The organism is Thioalkalivibrio thiocyanoxidans ARh2 (assembly GCF_000385215.1).
Taxonomy (GTDB): Bacteria; Pseudomonadota; Gammaproteobacteria; order Ectothiorhodospirales; family Ectothiorhodospiraceae; genus Thioalkalivibrio; species Thioalkalivibrio thiocyanoxidans.
In genome coordinates this window covers 21,018-36,487 of the sequence record NZ_ARQK01000044.1, presented here as the reverse complement: position 1 = coordinate 36,487, position 15,470 = coordinate 21,018, and the positions used below count along the sequence as shown (strand labels likewise).

Below are 15,470 nucleotides of genomic sequence, written 5' to 3'. Positions count from 1 at the left end.
GGGGGTATCGGCCACGGGGTCCGACCGTTGCCTTTTGCTGTTAGACCCTTACTCATGACTCTCGAGGGGCACCGCATGAAGATATACCGATCGATTAGCGAGCCGATTCGCGACGGCGCAAATTGGGATGAACGTTGGAATTCCGAAGATAATGGGCTCATCGCATGCTGGGAACGGGGTCGAGAGAAACGGCTTGAAGATCCAGAGCTGGCCGCGCGAGCCGCGGATGGGAAGCTCGTGGTTCTCCCTTGGAAAGGCGGTGTCGAAAAAGCTATAAAGAAGAAACACAAGTTCGGAACACTCTTCTACCTCGCCATGTGGCAGGGCCTGAGGGGCGAAGACCTGAACATCGACACTGCCGAGGATATTACACTGACGTGCACCGCCACCGGAATGGCCGTTGTCTTCACCGCCGACAATAAAAAGTACGCGGAAGCGTAAACCCATTGGAGACGAGCCGATGCAGTTTGTTGCCATCGACGTCGAGACTGCCAATGCTGACATGGGATCGATTTGCCAAATCGGCGTCGCGAAGTTTGTCGATGGAAAACTCACCGAAGAGTGGTGCACGCTTGTCGACCCTGAAGAGCATTTCGACGAGGTCAACGTCAGCATACACGGCATCAAACCGCATCTGGTAAGAGGCCGTCCAATACTACCCCAGATTGCCGACCGAATACGCTTTACTCTCGAAAATACAATCAGCGTTTGTCACACCCATTTTGATCGGATCGCTATCGACCGGGCCTACGCAAAGTATAACCTGAATCCCATTTGCACCACTTGGCTGGACTCGGCCAGAGTAGTCCGCCGCACCTGGAAAGACCTGGCGTGGAAAGGCTACGGCCTTGCCAACGTTTGTAACAGGATCGGATACGAATTTCGGCATCATGATGCGCTCGAAGACGCAAAGGCAGCTGGCTTTGTCTTGCTTGCCGCTCTGAAAGAATCACGGCAAGACTTAGATCACTGGCTCCGTAGGGTCAACCAACCCATTGATCCCGCGAGCGCGCTCTCTGGCGCACGCATAAAAAGAGACGGCAACCCTGAAGGCGATTTATATGGTGAAGTCGTCGTCTTCACAGGGGCACTCGAACTCCCGCGCAGCCAAGCGGCAGACCTTGCGGCTAGTGTTGGCTGTCGGGTCACGAGCAGCGTGACGAAGAAAACCACGATCTTGATTGTAGGTGACCAAGATGTCACCAAACTCGCGGGTCACGAAAAGAGTTCAAAGCATCGCAGAGCGGAGCAATTGGTTGCTGAAGGTCAGCGAATCAGGATCATTCGGGAGTCCGACTTCAGGATCCTCGTACGTACGGCCCGCGCTCAGATGGATTCAATCGTTTCAGCCGAAGACGCGCCGTAGCGTCGTTTTGGCTCCTTTAGGGCGCGACAGTGCAAAAAGGCGACATCACGAAGAAAAGCACACCTACTGCCAGCCACGAAGAAGGCGACACCGACCTTCTGGACGCGGTAGCTACGCGTCGTTCAACGCCAGCTGCCCCCTCACCTGGCGGCGGACGAACCAGATCAGCAGGAGCGGCAGGATCATCCACTGAATGAGCGGCAGCAGGCCCGTGCCCAGGATCGGCAAGGTGGGCATGGTGTCGGCGTATTGCCAGCGGTCGTCGATTGCCGTTGCGTGCCACTCCAGGCCGATGGTGATCACGACCCCGATCGCCACGAACAGCAGCACGGTGCGCAGGGTGGGCTGGAGAATCCAGCTCCGGTTCCGGGTGAGCGCCGCCACGCCCCAGAAGGCCGCGAGCGCGATCAGTACATCGCCAAGCGTTGCCCGGGTGCAGAACACCACGGCCTCCCAGTGCGGCATGGTAGGCATGTCGTCGAAGAAGGGCACCTGCAGAAACTCCCATGGGTAGTTCAGCAGGAACGCGAACACGGCCACGTTGAACTCGGGTAGGGCCAGGATGCGCTGCCGTGACATGGGAGCCTCCCGTTGGTGTTGGCTCGGGCTGTTCGGACACCGAAACGGTACACGATGATGCCGCCCTGCCTGAAATGGGAGGACGATCGCCCAGGCGGCACGGCAATCGAGGCTGGTCCATCGCTCTATCTGAACTAGACTCCAGGTAAGCGAACCGTTTCGGCTACAGGAGAGCACGCGATGCGCAAGACTTCTTCTCTTTCCGCCTGGATGGTCAGCTTGGTGGCAGGCCTCATGGTGCTCGGCATGGGAGCGCTGGCCAGCGACGCGCGCGCCGCAGAAACCGTCGACGGGCTAACCATCTACCTGGGTGTGGTGCCGGCCGCGGTCGTGCGTGATCACCATCCGCCCGATCACCCGGAGGCCGAGATGCACGACGGCGTTCCCGATGACGGCTACCACGTGATGATTGCCCTGTTTGACGAAAAGACGGGCGACCGCATCACCGACGCGGACGTGGAAGCCACGATCAGCAGCGAGGAGATGGCCGAGGTTCGCAAGGATCTCGAGCTTATGGTGATTGCCGATGCCGAGACATACGGCAATTACTTCGACCTGACCGGAAGCGCCCCATACGACATTGACCTCAAGATCCGCCTGCCGGAAGACGATCGCGAGGTACGGGCCACCCTGGACTGGCAACGTCCCTGATCACCGCGACCCAACGGGCGGCGCAGTAACGGAGGAAGAGGACACCTTTCTTTTCCGGCTGCGGGCATACATCTCGATAGCAGGCCGCCGGGCCCGCGGCGACAGGCTGACACGGACGGTTTACCCTCGGAGGGAGTGAACGCATAAGGGCCCGCCCATGCCGTTTCCCGCGCACAAGACGAAGATCGTGGCCACGATCGGGCCGGCGTCCGATTCCCCGGAGACGCTGCGACAGATGGTGCGGGCCGGCCTCAACGTGGCACGGCTGAACTTCTCGCACGGCGATGCCGACTACCACGCCGAGGTGATCGGCCATATCCGCGAAGCCGCCCGCGAGACCGGCAGCCGCATTGCGATCCTGGGAGACCTGCCGGGACCGAAGATGCGCATCGGCGAGCTGGGTGAGGAGCGGATCGAACTGGAGCCCGGCCAGGCCATCACACTGACCACGGAGGACTGCACCGGTGACGCCTCGCGCGTTAGCGTGTCGTTCTCCGGGCTGCCGGAGGCGGTGCAGCCGGGCGATGCGCTGTTCCTGAACGATGGCTACATCGAGCTGGAGGTGGTGTCGATCGAGGGCCGCGATGTGGCCTGCCGCGTGCATACCGGCGGTGAGCTGCGCTCGCGCAAGGGGCTGAACCTGCCGGGCATCGATCTGGGTATCCGCGCCTTTACCCTGGACGACCACGAGTGGCTGCGCTTCGCGGCGGAACACGGCGTGGATGCCGTCAGCCAGAGCTTCGTCGTCGATGGCGACGACATCCTGGCCGTGCGCAAGGCGGCGGAGGCGCTGGGCTATGCCCCCTTCATCGTCGCCAAGATCGAGCGGGCCGCGGCGCTGGAGCAGCTCGACAGCATCCTGGAGGCGGCGGACGGCATCATGGTGGCGCGCGGGGATCTGGGGGTGGAGATCCCGATCGCGAGCATCGCCCTCGCCCAGCGCCGCATCACCCGCCGCGCCAACCAGTACCACCGCCCGGTGATCACCGCGACCCAGATGCTGGAGTCCATGGTCACCTCGCGCCGCCCGACCCGCGCCGAGGCGACCGACGTGGCGAATGCCATCCTCGGCGGCACCGACTGCGTGATGCTCTCCGGTGAATCCGCAATGGGGCGCTATCCGGTGGAGGCCGTGGCGATGCTCGCGGCCATTGCCCGCTCCATCGAACCGGAACGCGACACGGGCATGATTCCTGATGGTCCGAACGACCATGACGAGGCCGGGCGCGACCGCGCCGTCGACCTGATCGTGCGCAGCGTATTCCACACCGCGCAAAGGCGCCTGCCCCACGTGACCCTCGCGCCCACGCTCAGCGGTGCCACCGCCCGGCGCATCGCCTGCCTGCGCCTGCCCTGCTGGACGGTCGCTTTCACCCCGAACCCCGCAACCGCCCAGGGCCTGCAGTTCTCCTACGGCGTACAGCCAGTGGAGGTCACCGAAGACCGCAGCGACTGGAACGACTTCGCCCGGGAGTGGCTCGCCGAGAACGACATCAATGACGGCCTCGTCCTTCTCGTTCAGGGCCCCTCGGCCCCCAACCCGGCCGGCAACCACCGCCTGGAACTGCTCGAACTCGACAGCCCCCGCCGGGGAGACGCACCAGGACATACCTGAACAAGGACAACAAGAACACACCCTTCTTCCCTGCCGCGTCATGGCGAGGTCCCGCAGGGGCCGCGGCCTTCTCCGAATGCAATCCCAGACGTCCGCCTCGATCATTGCCGGGGACATCCACAGAGATCGCCACGGCGCTGCGCGCCTCGCGATGACGGTGATTACTCGTCCCGCCGTGGCGAAATCTTGCAGGGGCACCTGCCTTCTTGCGCGCGGAGAACGAGCTGTGGAGGAGCTGTGGAGGGACACCCACTTTCGAATGTGCGTGCTTTATATATCCCCGGCCTTGCGAGTAGCCCTTGCCCAACACATTAGTGTGTGCTGATCTTGTGATTCGCTTATACCCAGTCCAAAGGAGATCCTATGCGAACCCTCAAGACCCTCGCTGCTTCCGCCGTTCTCGCCATTGCCGGCGCCAGTGGCGCGGCCCAGGCTGCCGAACCCAACAAGCTGTTCGTGAGCCTGACCTCGGCCGACGAGCACACCCAGTTCATGTCCATGGTGCTGGCAAACCAGACCATGCGTCAGGGTCAGGAGATCCGCGTGCTGCTGTGTGGTCCGGCCGCCACCATGGCCACCGACGACTTCGATGGTCCGACCCTGGAGCCCGCCGGACGTAACGCCCAGCAGCTGCTGATGAACCTGATCAACAACGGCGCCAAGGTGGAAACCTGCGCGATCTTCCTGCCCAACACCGACTACACCGAGGCAGACCTGCTGGACGGCATCACCCCCGCCGATCCGGAAGAAGTCGGCGCCTACATGGCCGACCCGAGCGTGCGCTTCTTCTCCAACTGATCCCCCGCGCAGGATCACGTCAGGGCCCTCTTCGGAGGGCCCTGTTGTTTTGGGCCTCGTTGTTTTTGGGTCCGACCTCCCCGCACCGGCGCCCTGCCGCATGCCTGCGGACATCACACGCCCCCTCCCACGTCTTTCCCCACGACGGCAATGCCGCCACGTATCCGCACAACGGGGCGATGCAGTCGCGCCGCGAAGGCCCTACATTGGACGAAAGGGACGACCGAGGGAGCCGTGAGTGACAGCCGAGCAGTGGATGATCTTCGGGTTACTGGCGGTGACCCTTGTGTTGTTCGTATGGAACCGCTGGCGCTACGACATCGTGGCGATCGGGGCGCTGCTGGCGGCGGCCTTTCTCGGGCTGGTCCCGTTTCGCGAGATGTTCTCCGGGTTCGGTCACCCGGCGGTGATCACGGTCGCCGCGGTGCTGGTGCTGAGCCGGGGGTTGCTGAACGCCGGGGTCGTGGACACGGTGGCGCGCCAGCTCACCCGTGTGGGCGACCAGCCCTGGGTGCAGGTTGCGGCACTGACGGGGGTCGTGGCGCTGGCCTCGGGGTTCATGAACAACGTCGGCGCGCTGGCGCTGCTGATGCCCGTGGCCATCTGGATGGCGCGGCAGAGCGGGCGCTCGCCCTCGTTCCTGCTGATGCCGCTGGCGTTCGGCTCGCTCCTGGGCGGGATGCTGACCATGATCGGCACGCCGCCGAACATCATCATTGCCGAGTACCGCGCCGAGGCGACGGGCACCGCGTTTGCGATGTTCGACTTCCTGCCGGTGGGGCTGGGGGTGACGGTGGTCGGCGTGATCTTCATCGCGCTGATCGGCTGGCGGCTGACGCCAAAGCGCGAGCGCCCGGCTGCCAGCGGCGAGCTGTTCGAGATCAGCGCCTACCTGACCGAGGTACGGGTGCCGGAGGGCAACCGCTATGTCGGCCACACCGTCTACGAGTTGATGCGCGAACTGCGCGGCGAGGCCGAGGTGGTCGTGGTCGGCCTGGTGCGCGGGGAACGCCGCGAACCGATGCCCGCCATCTACGAGGTGCTGCGCGCGGACGACATCCTGCTGGTCGAGGCGGACCCCGACAGCCTGAAGACGCTGCTGGACGTCACGAAGATGGAGCTGGAGGCGCGGGTCGAGGAGGCGGAAGAGCAGGAGCAGGCCGCACAGGAAGACAACGGCGAGAAGCGCGAGAGTGCCCTGGGCGAACTGGCGCTGGAGGAGGCGATCGTGACACCCGCCTCGCGCCTGGTCGGCACCACGGCCAGCGCCCTGGAACTGCGCCAGCGCTACGCGGTGAATGTGCTGGCCGTTGCGCGCCAGGGTGTGCGCCTGCGCGAGCGCCTGGACAAGGTGCGGTTTCGGGCCGGGGACATCCTGCTGGTGCAGGGCGGTGAGGAGGAACTGCCGGGCGCACTGAGCGAGCTCGGCTGCCTGCCCCTGGCCTCGCGCGGGCTGCGCATCACGCGGCCGCGCAAGGTGATCCTCGCCAGCAGCCTGTTTGCCCTGGCGCTGGGCGCGGTAGCGCTGGGTTGGGTGCCGGCGGCCCCGGCGCTGGTCGGGGCCGCGGTAGCGATGGTGCTGGTCGGGCTGATCGGACCGAGCGAGGTGTATCGCGGGATCGAGTGGCCAGTGATCGTGCTGCTGGCCGCGCTGCTGCCGGTGGGCCAGGCGCTGGAGACGACCGGCGGCTCGCAGTTGATCGCCGATGGCCTGTTCGCGCTGGGCGAGGCCGCCTCCCCTGCCGTGATGCTGGCGCTGCTGATGGGCGTGGTGATGCTGCTGTCGAACGTGATCAACAACGCCGCAGCAGCGGTGCTGGCCGCGCCGGTCGGGCTGGCGCTGGCGCGGTCGATGGAGGCCGCGCCGGACCCGTTCCTGATGGCGGTGGCCATCGGCGCCTCCTGCGCCTTCCTGACGCCCATCGGGCACCAGTCGAACACGCTGGTGATGGCACCGGGCGGCTACGAGTTCCGCGACTACTGGCGCATGGGGCTGCCGCTGTCGCTGCTGGTGATCGTGACCGCCGTGCCGCTGATCCTGTGGATCTGGCCGCCCTAGCCCGCCGACCGACTGCGGGCGGCAGACAAACGAGCGCGCCCGCAGCCTCGCTCGACCCTTACGGGGCCTCCACCTCGTCGACGTCCTGGCGCAGCAGTTCCAGGCGCTCCTGCACCGCCTCGCGGTAGTCGGCCTGGTGGCGGCCGCCCAGGTGTTCGGCCAGGAAGGTTTCCATTCCGGCGAAGAAGGCCAGGCGGTTGGTCTGGTCGACCAGGCCGTGGCCCTCGTCCGGGGCCAGCAGGTACTCGACCGGGTGCCCGGCCTCGCGCAGCGCGGCGACGATCTGATCGGACTCCTGCTGCTTCACGCGCGGGTCATTCGCGCCCTGCCCGACCATCAGCGGGGCCTGGATGTTCCCGACGTGGAACAGCGGCGACTGCGCCTTGAGGCGCTCGCGGTCGTCCGGGTCTTCCGGGTCACCGACGCGGCCGTGCATGCGGCGGATGCCGGCCTCCCAGTACGGCGGGATGGATTCCATCAGCGTAATCAGGTTGGACGGCCCCACCATGGAGATGCCGGCGGCGTACAGCTCCGGTGTCCAGGTGAGGCCGGCCAGGGCCGAGTAGCCCCCGTAGGAGGCGCCGAAGATCGCGACCCGGTCGGGATCGGCGATGCCCTGGTCGATCAGGTATTTCACGCCGTCGGTGACGTCGTGCTGCATCACGCCCGTGCCCCACTCCTGGTTGCCGGCGTTGAGGAACTCCTTGCCGAAGCCGGAGGAACCACGGAAGTTGGGCTGAAACACCGCATAGCCGCGGTTGGCGAGGAACTGCACCGTGCCGCTGTAGCCCCAGGTATCGCGAATCCACGGGCCGCCGTGCGGCATCACCACCAGCGGCAGGCCCTCCGGCTCGGCGCCGTGCGGCAGGGTGAGGTAGCCGGGGATCTCCTGGCCGTCGCGCGCGGTGTAGCGGATCGGCTCCATCGGCGCGAGGTGCTCGCGCGGCAGGTCCGGGCGCCCCTCGTACAGCCGTTCGATCTCGCGCGCCTCGACGTTCGCGAGATACACGCTGCCCGGGTCGGTGTCCCGGATGACCCCGACCGTCCACAGGGACTCGTCGCGGGTGCGCGAGGTAATCTCCAGCTCGCCCTCGCCCAGCTCGTCGCGCAGCCAGTCCAGATGTGACTCGAAGTCCTCGTCATGGGCGTAGATGCGCTGGCGATCCCCGGTGTAGACCGTGGCCAGCAGGCGATGGTCCTGATCCGAGAACTTCGCGCCGCCGAGGTCGACTTCGCCTTCCGGATCGCGATGCACCAGCTCTTCATCGCCGGTGGCCGGGTCGAACAGGACCAGCTCGATCAGGTCGCGGTCGTCCCCCGCGTTGGTGCGCAGGTAGAGCCGCTCGCCGTCGGGGTGGAAGTTGGCGATCGAGCAGGTCTCGCCGAATGCACAGGTGTAGATGGACTCGAATTCGTCCTGCGACTTCACGCGCAGGATCTCGGTGCCCGCGTCGTCCGTGGTGCGCACCGCCTTGCGCAGCTCGCCTTCGTGGAAGCCCCATCCCTCAATCTCGGCGGTGTTCTTCGCCACGCGGGTCTTCTCGCCGGTCTCCAGCGATACCCGATAGACGTCGTGCAGCCGCGGGTCGCGTTCGTTCAGCCCGACGAAGATGTACTCCGGGGTCGAGCGCGGGACATGCTGCACCCGCGCCTGCACGCCATCGCCCCCGGCGAGCCGGCGCGACTCGGGGATGCCCTCCTCCCCGACCGCATCCTCCAGCGCGATTACGCGCAGCTCCAGATTCTCGTCGCCGTCGCGATCGCGGACGAAGATCAGGTGGCGCCCGTCACGAGACCAGAAAAAGCCCATGATGGAACGCGGCTCCGCGGTCAGCGGGCGTGCCGACTCCAGGGGCTCGCCCCGCTCCATCAGGTGCAGGTTCATCGCGCCCTCGTGGGCGCTCACCAGTGCCACGTAGTCGCCATCCGGCGAGATGCGCCCGGCGGCATGCTGCGGATCGCGGAAGAACTGCTCCAGTTCAGGCAGCGGGGGCGCCTCGCCCTCGGCCCAGGGGCCTTCATTACCTTCCACGAATTCAGCCTCGACCTCGGTCTCGGCAGCGCCAACGGCCGGTACGGCGAACAACGCCAGCGACACGCTCAGCGCGATGGCCGCAGGCGGCCTGCGCAGCTTCGTGATCCAGTGACTCGCCGAACGCTCACTCGTGGACTGCATACCTGTCTCCCGTTACATGCTGCACCAGCGACAGCCACAAGCGCCCACGGGTTCCCGACGAGGCCGGGAAACGGCTGCCAGTCAACGAATCGCCCACACCCGACAGGCGCCTATTCCTTCCAGCCGCGAAAGCCCTCCCGAACGGACAGGCAGCGCGCATACCCCAGCTCCCGCAGCAGCTCGGCGGCGCGCAGGCTGCGGCGACCGCTGTTGCACAGGCACAGCAGGATCTGATCCTGCGTCACGTGGTAGCGATTGATCAGCGAGAGGAAGTGCTGAAAGTCGCGATCATCCGGCTCGTCGGCGTCCAGCAGTTCCTGCTCCTCCTCCGAGATCTCCCGCCCCAGCAGCTGCTTCAGCCGGAACAGCGGCACCGACACCGCGCCTTCCACCTCGCCCTCCAGCTCCAGCTCGAAGGGCTGGCGGATATCCAGCAACACGGCCAGGCCGATGTCGACCAGTTCGCGCGCCGAGCTGGCGCTGATTTCCAGTTGCGGGTCGTTCGTCTCGTTGGCCATGAAGGCTCCTTTGCAGTTACGGGGTCGGAAAGATCGGGATTAGGCACACTAAAAATGCCACGATTCACATGGATTTGCCTTTTTTGGGGCGCCTGGGTAGCATCCTTATTTCTTTAATTCTAACAGACACTTAACAAACGATGGAGTACACGATGACGGGAACCCTCACTTAGGCCGGGCGCCGAATGTTCCGCGCCCGGCCCATGCCTTCTTCTAACACCTGAACAGGAGATGCGACCGTGGCGCGCAAGAATTCGTCTTACCTTCGTCAAGCCTACGATTCCCAGGTCAATCGCTGGGTCCGCCAGGACTACTGGGGCGCGATTGGCACACCAGTCGACCTGGCCTCGCTACTCGAAAAGATCGAGAGCGAGACACCCCATACAGACACCGCCCCCCGATGCGGAAAAGTCATCCAGACAGGCTGCTGCGTCCGCCTGCTGGACCTGCAAACCGAGGAAACCTATCGGGTCGAGCTTTGCGAGCCGGAGCATGCCCAGCCGGAGCGCGGCAAGATATCAATCCTGTCCCCTCTGGGCGCGCGTCTGCTGGGGATGCGCAAGAACGCGCTGGCCGAAATCACGCTGCTCCGCAGCCGACTGCGATTCCTGGTGATCGAGATACTGGCACCGGGGCAGGATCCAGACCAATGATCCATACATGCCTGCCGGAGGTTTGCGCCCCGGCAGGCTTTTCATCAGGCCGGAATACCATACCCGTGTCCTGCCTCTTCAACTTCGCGCAAGGCTGTGGGCACAATCATGCAGTAGCGGGGCTGCCACAAATTTCTTGCGCCCTGCCCGAGGAGGATGCGTGAGGCTCTGGTCGAAGTGGAAAAAAGGCGGTTCGCTGCTGGCCGAGGTGCTCGAGCGCAACGGGATCGACCCCAAGGCCGCCGCGGCCCAGGAGGTGTTCAACAAGATCCTGGACGAGGCCGAGTCGGCGGCCGATACCCGCCTGAAGAACGAACAGGCCGATGGGACCCTGTCCCCGGACGAGCGCAATACGCGCTGGGAGGCACTGTTCTTCGAGGAAATTCGTGCGCGAGCCAAGGCGCATGCCACCAAGGCCAAAGGCGGCTGACCGGCTCGTCGCGGCCCGGGTCAGAGCTCCCGGCGGAACACGCACCAGTTATACGGCTGCTCGGTCCCGCCCGGGGTCACATGAACCTCCCGCCGGGACATCACTAGCGCAAACGCCGGGCCGAACGCTTCCTGCAGGGTCTCCGGCGAGTGTCGCTGGACCGGCAGGCCGGTACACTGTTTCGGACCATCCAGTGCAAAGGTACCGATCACCACATGCCCGCCCGGGCGCAGGGCATGCTGCATCTGCCGCACGTAGGCCGCTCGCTGATCCGCGCCCGTCAGGAAGTGAAACACTGCGCGATCGTGCCAGACATCCAGCGCGTCCTTCGGGAACGCATAGTCCAGCACATCCGCCTCCTGCCAGGTAACGGCCTCGGCGCGCTCTCCGATCCGCTCGCGCGCCTTCTCGAGAGCCACCCCGGACAGATCGAAGACCGTCAGGTGGCGATAGCCCTCCGCCAGGAGCTCATCCACCAGGACCGAGGCACCACCCCCAATATCGGCAATCTCGGCATTGGCATTCGGTGCCACATCCCGAATCAACGCCCGGGATGTGCGGGCCTCCGATTCGTACCAGCCCACAGCCTCGGTATCACGAGTCTGGTAGACCTGTTCCCAGTGCAGCTTGTTGCTCATACGCGTCCCTTTTGCCTGGGCGGGTACCGCTTGCGCCAGCCCGCTGGCAAGCGCCGCGGGTCGTCTGTGCTACCCTGCGCCACGTTTCCCGCGCCACCGGTCCGCATTTCATGAAATTCTTCCGCCTCATCAGCGTGCTCGAGGGTCTGTCGCTCATCACCCTGCTGTTTATCGCGATGCCGCTGCGCACGTATGCGGACATGCCCCTGGCCGTCACCTATGCCGGCTGGGTGCACGGCATCCTGTTCATCATCTATGGCGCGAGCTCGCTGATCGCCAGCCATCTGAGCGGCTGGCCGGTCTGGAAATGGTTGCTGGTCCTGTTCCTCGGAGTGGTCCCGTTCGGCTTCCTCTACGTGGACCACCTGATCCGCCGCGAAACCGCCCCCACCAGCAACCCAGAAACGGCCTGACACGCACCCGCAGCCACCCAAGCCCGATCAACCGACCGGGCACCGTCCAACCCGCGCCGTCACCCCGGCCGCAGCAAAGCGCAGAGCGGGGATCTCCCGCACCGGCATTATCCGGCGACCATGCTCCATCCCTGCTGCAGAGATCCTGGATCACCGCTGCGCGGTGTCCGGGACGACGGAGGACAGGAAACGCGACGTCAGACTTTGTGCCTTACCCTCCACGCCTGGTGGCGCAAGGGCGTCGGGCGCGCCCCTGTTCTGAGCGCGCCGGGTGCCGGTCAGCGCCGACTCAGTCCGCGTCGCGCAGAAGCTGCTGCTCCATGTCGACAATGAAGCCCGGCAGGGTGTCGAGATCGTGCTGGTCACGCACACCCTGCTCGCCCTCAAGCACCAGCTCGCGGCCAGGGTGGTCGTCGCTGTGCAGGAACTGATAGGTGATCTGACCGGGGTAGAACACCTCGACCTCGGTCCATTCCAGATCGGCGTCGTCCAGATCCCCATCGACGCGCCGGGCCACGATGTCGGCCTCCTCGTCTTCCAGCCCCAGGGTCATCGGCAGCGAGACCAGGTGCCAGCGCGCGCCCGCGGCACTGTGAACCGCGAAGGCGACGTTGTAGGACTCTCCGTGTTCCAGGGTCTTGCTGTCCCGGGCGTTGGGGGCCTCGAGCGAACGGGTCAGCGCAATCCGCCAGGCGCCGTCTTCGTAGCCACCCTCGGCACGGATCGCGCCGCGGGCGCCGCTCGGCTCTTGCAGGAACCGCTGCGGGATCACGTCGCCTTCCTGCCAGTCGTGGTCCGGATCAAAGGCGACCGCGTTGCCCTCGTGGATGTAATAGGCGTCGTCCTGCCCGTACTCGCGGGCGATCAGGGCCCCCCACTCCAGGGCGGGGGCACCGACCTTCTCCGGATCGAACATCCAGGCGGGTTGATCCGCGTCATCGTCCCAGTTGGTCGTGAACATGCTGGTGCCCTCGGACGACAGGCGGTAATGCAGCACGTAATTGTTGTCCGCATAACCCATCGGATGGCTGCGGTGCGAGCGCCACTGCCACAGGTCGAGGAAAACGCCATCGGACTGCAGCTGATCCACGGCGTCATCATCAAGAATCTGATCCCAAGAGGTCTCTTCCGGGTCGTCCGTGACGCGGGTCTGCGGGAGGTACTTGCGTACGTCGCTGCGCCCGAGTTCGCCGCCCAGCTTGGGATGCTCGCGAACGGCATCCGCGTCCACCTCGGAGGTCAAGCTGCGCATACCGTCGTGCGCGGTCATCCACCCGCCCATGCGGTCGAAGCCTTCCACCTTGCCGTCGTCCAGCATCATGGAGATCCGGTCCTCGTACAGGCCGTGCTCGTCCGGCCCCGGGCCGCCGGAGCCGTAGCGCACCCACTCGCCATCCTCGTAGCGCCAGACCTGGTGATACCAGCTGGGGGTATCGGTCTCGTACTCGTAGTGGATGCGGAAGTCTTCGTCGTTATAGACCGCGGCAACCCGCAGGACGGCGCGGGCATCCTCTTCGGCGGGAATAAAGACATTACGATCCGTGTCCACGAGACGCGGTTCGGCCAGCGCCAGAGCCGGGAAGGCGGCTGCGACCGCAAGGGCCATCAGTGTTTTCTTCATGCGCTTCTCCCTATACGCGGTTTCGAATCACCATTGGATCCCTTGCGACCATGAGGGGAATTAACAAGTTCCTGCCGGGTGCCCCGGCATGGGCTCTGGCCAGAGGCACCGCAACGCAGTCCGACCCACCATCGCCCTGTCTGGCGCCCTGGTTTGCTGCCACTGAAAGTCCAGGCAGCGCTCGGCCGAGTCCGCAAGGGGTTGGTGCCCCATGTTCCCCGATCCTGCGTTGCGCCGCTGGCCGGTAGCACCACTACCGACAGCACGACAAGCCTTGTCTCGGAAAACATGGGTCACCCACACGAGCGAGTACACAAACCAGTGTCTCCCTGAAGCCTGAGCCAGCCGGGCAAGGTGCTGTCGCTGTCGTTCTGGCGCGACGATCACCGCCGCCTGTTTTAGGCGCTGCCCCGCTCGGGCCGGAGTCAGTCGCTGTCGCGCACGATGATGCGGCCCTGCATGTAGGGGTGCGGGGCGCAGATGTAGTCGTAGGTGCCCGGCTCGGTCAGGGTGACGCTGTCGCTCTCGGCGTGCGCCAGCATTGAGGTCGCGAACGACTCCGGACCGCTCATGGCTACGGCGTTGTGCGCCCCCGAGGGCTCGCCTTGTCCGTAGGTGAAGACATCCTCGTTGACCCAGGTGATCTTTGTGCCCGGTGCCACCTCGACGACCTTCGGGTAGAAGGCATTGCCCTTCATCTCGATCACGACTTCCTCGATGTCGGAGCTGAACCGAACGGGCCGATCCGCCCGCGCGGGTACCGGACTGGCATCCGCATCGGGGATGCCGAACGGCGAAATGATCCGCTGCGCTTCACCGATCCGTTCTTCAAGTTCCTCCGATTCGTAGGACGGGCCCTCGGCCAGGATCTCGGAAGGCGTATCGGCATCCGCGCGGGCATCCAGCAACCCGATAGCGCCACGGCTGGTGGCCCCCACGCCATGATCCAGCATGGTGTAGACGCCTTCCTCAGGCGGTATCCGGAACTCGATCACCCAGGAGTCCGAGGGACCCGCGGTAACCGTCTGTCCGCCCGGCCAGATGGCCTCGGGGTGGCCCTGCCAGTACACGTAGTCCCAGACGATGCCGACGATATGGAAGGTCGAAAGCAGGTTGGGCCCCACGTTCAGGAAGTACATGCGCACGTAATCACCGGGACGCACCGGGATCGGGTTTTCCACGTAGCGGAACAGCTCGCCATTGAAGGCGGTGTAGCTGACATCGCCCTCCACCGCCTCCTTGCCGCTGGCGTACAGCTCGTGCTGCAGCATGTAGAGCTTCAGATCGGGTTCCTGGCCCAGGTCCTCTTCCAGCTTGTAGGGCTCGTCGCGCGGCTCGACGACGATCATCCCGTACTGGCCGAACATCACATGCATCGGGATGGCATGGCCGCCCGGCGCACAGTGATACATGAAGACCCCTGGCGTGGTCGCGCGGAAGGTGACCGACTTGGTCTGGCCGGGCATGATCGAGCCGACGTGCTTCGAGGTCTGGGTATAGGCGGCATGGATGGATGCCCCGTGCATCACCGCCCCGCTGTTGGTGATCTCCATGCGCACGATGTCGCCCTCGGTCACGCGCAGGGTCGGGCCCGGCAACTTGCCGTCGGTCAGAAAGCCGTCGTAGACCACGCCCTGCCCGATCGGCACCTGGCCCTCGTTGAGGTCGATCCGGAACACATGATCCGGCTCGACATCCTGCGAGACGTACCCGGTCGGCCGCGTCTCCAGCCCCTCGTCGCGCTCGATGATCTCGATAAAGTCGCTGTCACCGAACAGTTCGCTGAAGTCCGGTCCTGTCGAGGCCTGGGCCGCGGAAGCCACCCACCACAACAGGCCGATCAAGCACCAAAGCGCAAGGCGTGTGCCCGGATGGCTGCGGCCGATGGCCGAAGCTGCTGCTTCTGTCTGCGTCCTTTTCATTGCCCGACCTCCGTTGGATCGACTGATCGCC

15 protein-coding genes are annotated in these 15,470 nt (G+C 65.1%); 9 read left to right on the top strand and 6 right to left on the bottom strand.

Annotated features, from left to right (window positions below; all coding sequences use genetic code 11):
* The first annotated feature begins 75 nt into the window (after nt 1–75).
* On the top strand, nt 76–441 hold the full coding sequence (locus G372_RS0105045) for a hypothetical protein (protein WP_019624502.1): 366 nt from the start codon (nt 76–78) through the stop codon (nt 439–441).
* 19 nt (nt 442–460) lie between these two features.
* Nucleotides 461–1,366 (top strand): exonuclease domain-containing protein, encoded by a 906-nt coding sequence (locus tag G372_RS0105040; protein WP_018865249.1) that lies wholly within the window; start codon nt 461–463, stop codon nt 1,364–1,366.
* A gap of 111 nt (nt 1,367–1,477) precedes the next feature.
* Here G372_RS0105040 and G372_RS0105035 read toward each other — a convergent pair whose 3' ends face one another.
* Nucleotides 1,478–1,945 (bottom strand): hypothetical protein, encoded by a 468-nt coding sequence (locus tag G372_RS0105035; RefSeq protein ID WP_019624503.1) that lies wholly within the window; start codon nt 1,943–1,945, stop codon nt 1,478–1,480.
* A 180-nt stretch (nt 1,946–2,125) separates the two neighbouring features.
* Here G372_RS0105035 and G372_RS0105030 point away from each other — a divergent pair, with 180 nt between their 5' ends.
* The 4 genes from G372_RS0105030 (at nt 2,126) to G372_RS0105015 (ending at nt 7,068) form a co-directional block, all read left to right on the top strand.
* Nucleotides 2,126–2,596 (top strand): hypothetical protein, encoded by a 471-nt coding sequence (locus G372_RS0105030; RefSeq protein WP_019624504.1) that lies wholly within the window; start codon nt 2,126–2,128, stop codon nt 2,594–2,596.
* Between the two features lie 157 nt (nt 2,597–2,753).
* A complete protein-coding gene (gene pyk, locus G372_RS0105025; protein WP_019624505.1) occupies nt 2,754–4,211 on the top strand; it encodes a pyruvate kinase in 1,458 nt (485 codons plus the stop codon).
* 363 nt (nt 4,212–4,574) lie between these two features.
* Nucleotides 4,575–5,009 carry a DsrE family protein gene (locus G372_RS0105020; RefSeq protein WP_019624506.1) on the top strand — a complete coding sequence of 145 codons (435 nt, stop codon included), beginning with the start codon at nt 4,575–4,577 and terminating at the stop codon, nt 5,007–5,009.
* A 256-nt stretch (nt 5,010–5,265) separates the two neighbouring features.
* A complete protein-coding gene (locus tag G372_RS0105015; protein WP_019624507.1) occupies nt 5,266–7,068 on the top strand; it encodes an SLC13 family permease in 1,803 nt (600 codons plus the stop codon).
* A 58-nt stretch (nt 7,069–7,126) separates the two neighbouring features.
* On the opposite strand, the gene G372_RS0105010 is transcribed toward G372_RS0105015, so the two are convergent.
* Nucleotides 7,127–9,244 (bottom strand): S9 family peptidase, encoded by a 2,118-nt coding sequence (locus tag G372_RS0105010; protein WP_019624508.1) that lies wholly within the window; start codon nt 9,242–9,244, stop codon nt 7,127–7,129.
* Nucleotides 9,245–9,354: 110 nt separating this feature from the next.
* Nucleotides 9,355–9,762, bottom strand: coding sequence for a rhodanese-like domain-containing protein (locus G372_RS0105005; RefSeq protein WP_018865242.1), 408 nt, complete (start codon nt 9,760–9,762; stop codon nt 9,355–9,357).
* Nucleotides 9,763–10,001: 239 nt separating this feature from the next.
* On the opposite strand from G372_RS0105005, the gene G372_RS0105000 reads away from it, so the two are divergent.
* Nucleotides 10,002–10,415, top strand: coding sequence for a GreA/GreB family elongation factor (locus G372_RS0105000; protein WP_018865241.1), 414 nt, complete (start codon nt 10,002–10,004; stop codon nt 10,413–10,415).
* A 160-nt stretch (nt 10,416–10,575) separates the two neighbouring features.
* The gene (locus G372_RS0104995; RefSeq protein ID WP_019624509.1) at nt 10,576–10,845 is read left to right on the top strand and encodes a hypothetical protein; all 270 of its coding nucleotides are present in this window, start codon (nt 10,576–10,578) and stop codon (nt 10,843–10,845) included.
* Between the two features lie 20 nt (nt 10,846–10,865).
* On the opposite strand, the gene G372_RS0104990 is transcribed toward G372_RS0104995, so the two are convergent.
* Nucleotides 10,866–11,483 (bottom strand): class I SAM-dependent methyltransferase, encoded by a 618-nt coding sequence (locus G372_RS0104990; protein ID WP_019624510.1) that lies wholly within the window; start codon nt 11,481–11,483, stop codon nt 10,866–10,868.
* Nucleotides 11,484–11,593: 110 nt separating this feature from the next.
* Between G372_RS0104990 and G372_RS0104985 the strand changes: the two genes are divergently transcribed.
* Entirely contained in the window at nt 11,594–11,896 is a 303-nt protein-coding gene (locus G372_RS0104985; protein ID WP_018865238.1) for a DUF3817 domain-containing protein, read from the top strand.
* 289 nt (nt 11,897–12,185) lie between these two features.
* Here G372_RS0104985 and G372_RS0104980 read toward each other — a convergent pair whose 3' ends face one another.
* Together G372_RS0104980 and G372_RS0104975 are read right to left on the bottom strand one after the other, a co-directional pair.
* Nucleotides 12,186–13,517, bottom strand: a complete 1,332-nt coding sequence (locus G372_RS0104980; RefSeq protein WP_019624511.1) for an ethylbenzene dehydrogenase-related protein — start codon at nt 13,515–13,517, stop codon at nt 12,186–12,188.
* A 425-nt stretch (nt 13,518–13,942) separates the two neighbouring features.
* A complete protein-coding gene (locus G372_RS0104975) occupies nt 13,943–15,439 on the bottom strand; it encodes a plastocyanin/azurin family copper-binding protein (RefSeq protein ID WP_038070596.1) in 1,497 nt (498 codons plus the stop codon).
* Between the last annotated feature and the right edge of the window lie 31 nt (nt 15,440–15,470).

Bases quoted from the DNA above. Each gene is read 5' to 3' on its own strand.
- G372_RS0105045 (WP_019624502.1), top strand. From the start codon at position 76: ATGAAGATATACCGATCGATTAGCGAGCCGATTCGCGACGGCGCAAAT.
- G372_RS0105040 (WP_018865249.1), top strand. From the start codon at position 461: ATGCAGTTTGTTGCCATCGACGTCGAGACTGCCAATGCTGACATGGGA.
- G372_RS0105035 (WP_019624503.1), bottom strand. From the start codon at position 1,945: ATGTCACGGCAGCGCATCCTGGCCCTACCCGAGTTCAACGTGGCCGTG.
- G372_RS0105030 (WP_019624504.1), top strand. From the start codon at position 2,126: ATGCGCAAGACTTCTTCTCTTTCCGCCTGGATGGTCAGCTTGGTGGCA.
- pyk (WP_019624505.1), top strand. From the start codon at position 2,754: ATGCCGTTTCCCGCGCACAAGACGAAGATCGTGGCCACGATCGGGCCG.
- G372_RS0105020 (WP_019624506.1), top strand. From the start codon at position 4,575: ATGCGAACCCTCAAGACCCTCGCTGCTTCCGCCGTTCTCGCCATTGCC.
- G372_RS0105015 (WP_019624507.1), top strand. From the start codon at position 5,266: ATGATCTTCGGGTTACTGGCGGTGACCCTTGTGTTGTTCGTATGGAAC.
- G372_RS0105010 (WP_019624508.1), bottom strand. From the start codon at position 9,244: ATGCAGTCCACGAGTGAGCGTTCGGCGAGTCACTGGATCACGAAGCTG.
- G372_RS0105005 (WP_018865242.1), bottom strand. From the start codon at position 9,762: ATGGCCAACGAGACGAACGACCCGCAACTGGAAATCAGCGCCAGCTCG.
- G372_RS0104990 (WP_019624510.1), bottom strand. From the start codon at position 11,483: ATGAGCAACAAGCTGCACTGGGAACAGGTCTACCAGACTCGTGATACC.
- G372_RS0104985 (WP_018865238.1), top strand. From the start codon at position 11,594: ATGAAATTCTTCCGCCTCATCAGCGTGCTCGAGGGTCTGTCGCTCATC.
- G372_RS0104980 (WP_019624511.1), bottom strand. From the start codon at position 13,517: ATGAAGAAAACACTGATGGCCCTTGCGGTCGCAGCCGCCTTCCCGGCT.
- G372_RS0104975 (WP_038070596.1), bottom strand. From the start codon at position 15,439: ATGAAAAGGACGCAGACAGAAGCAGCAGCTTCGGCCATCGGCCGCAGC.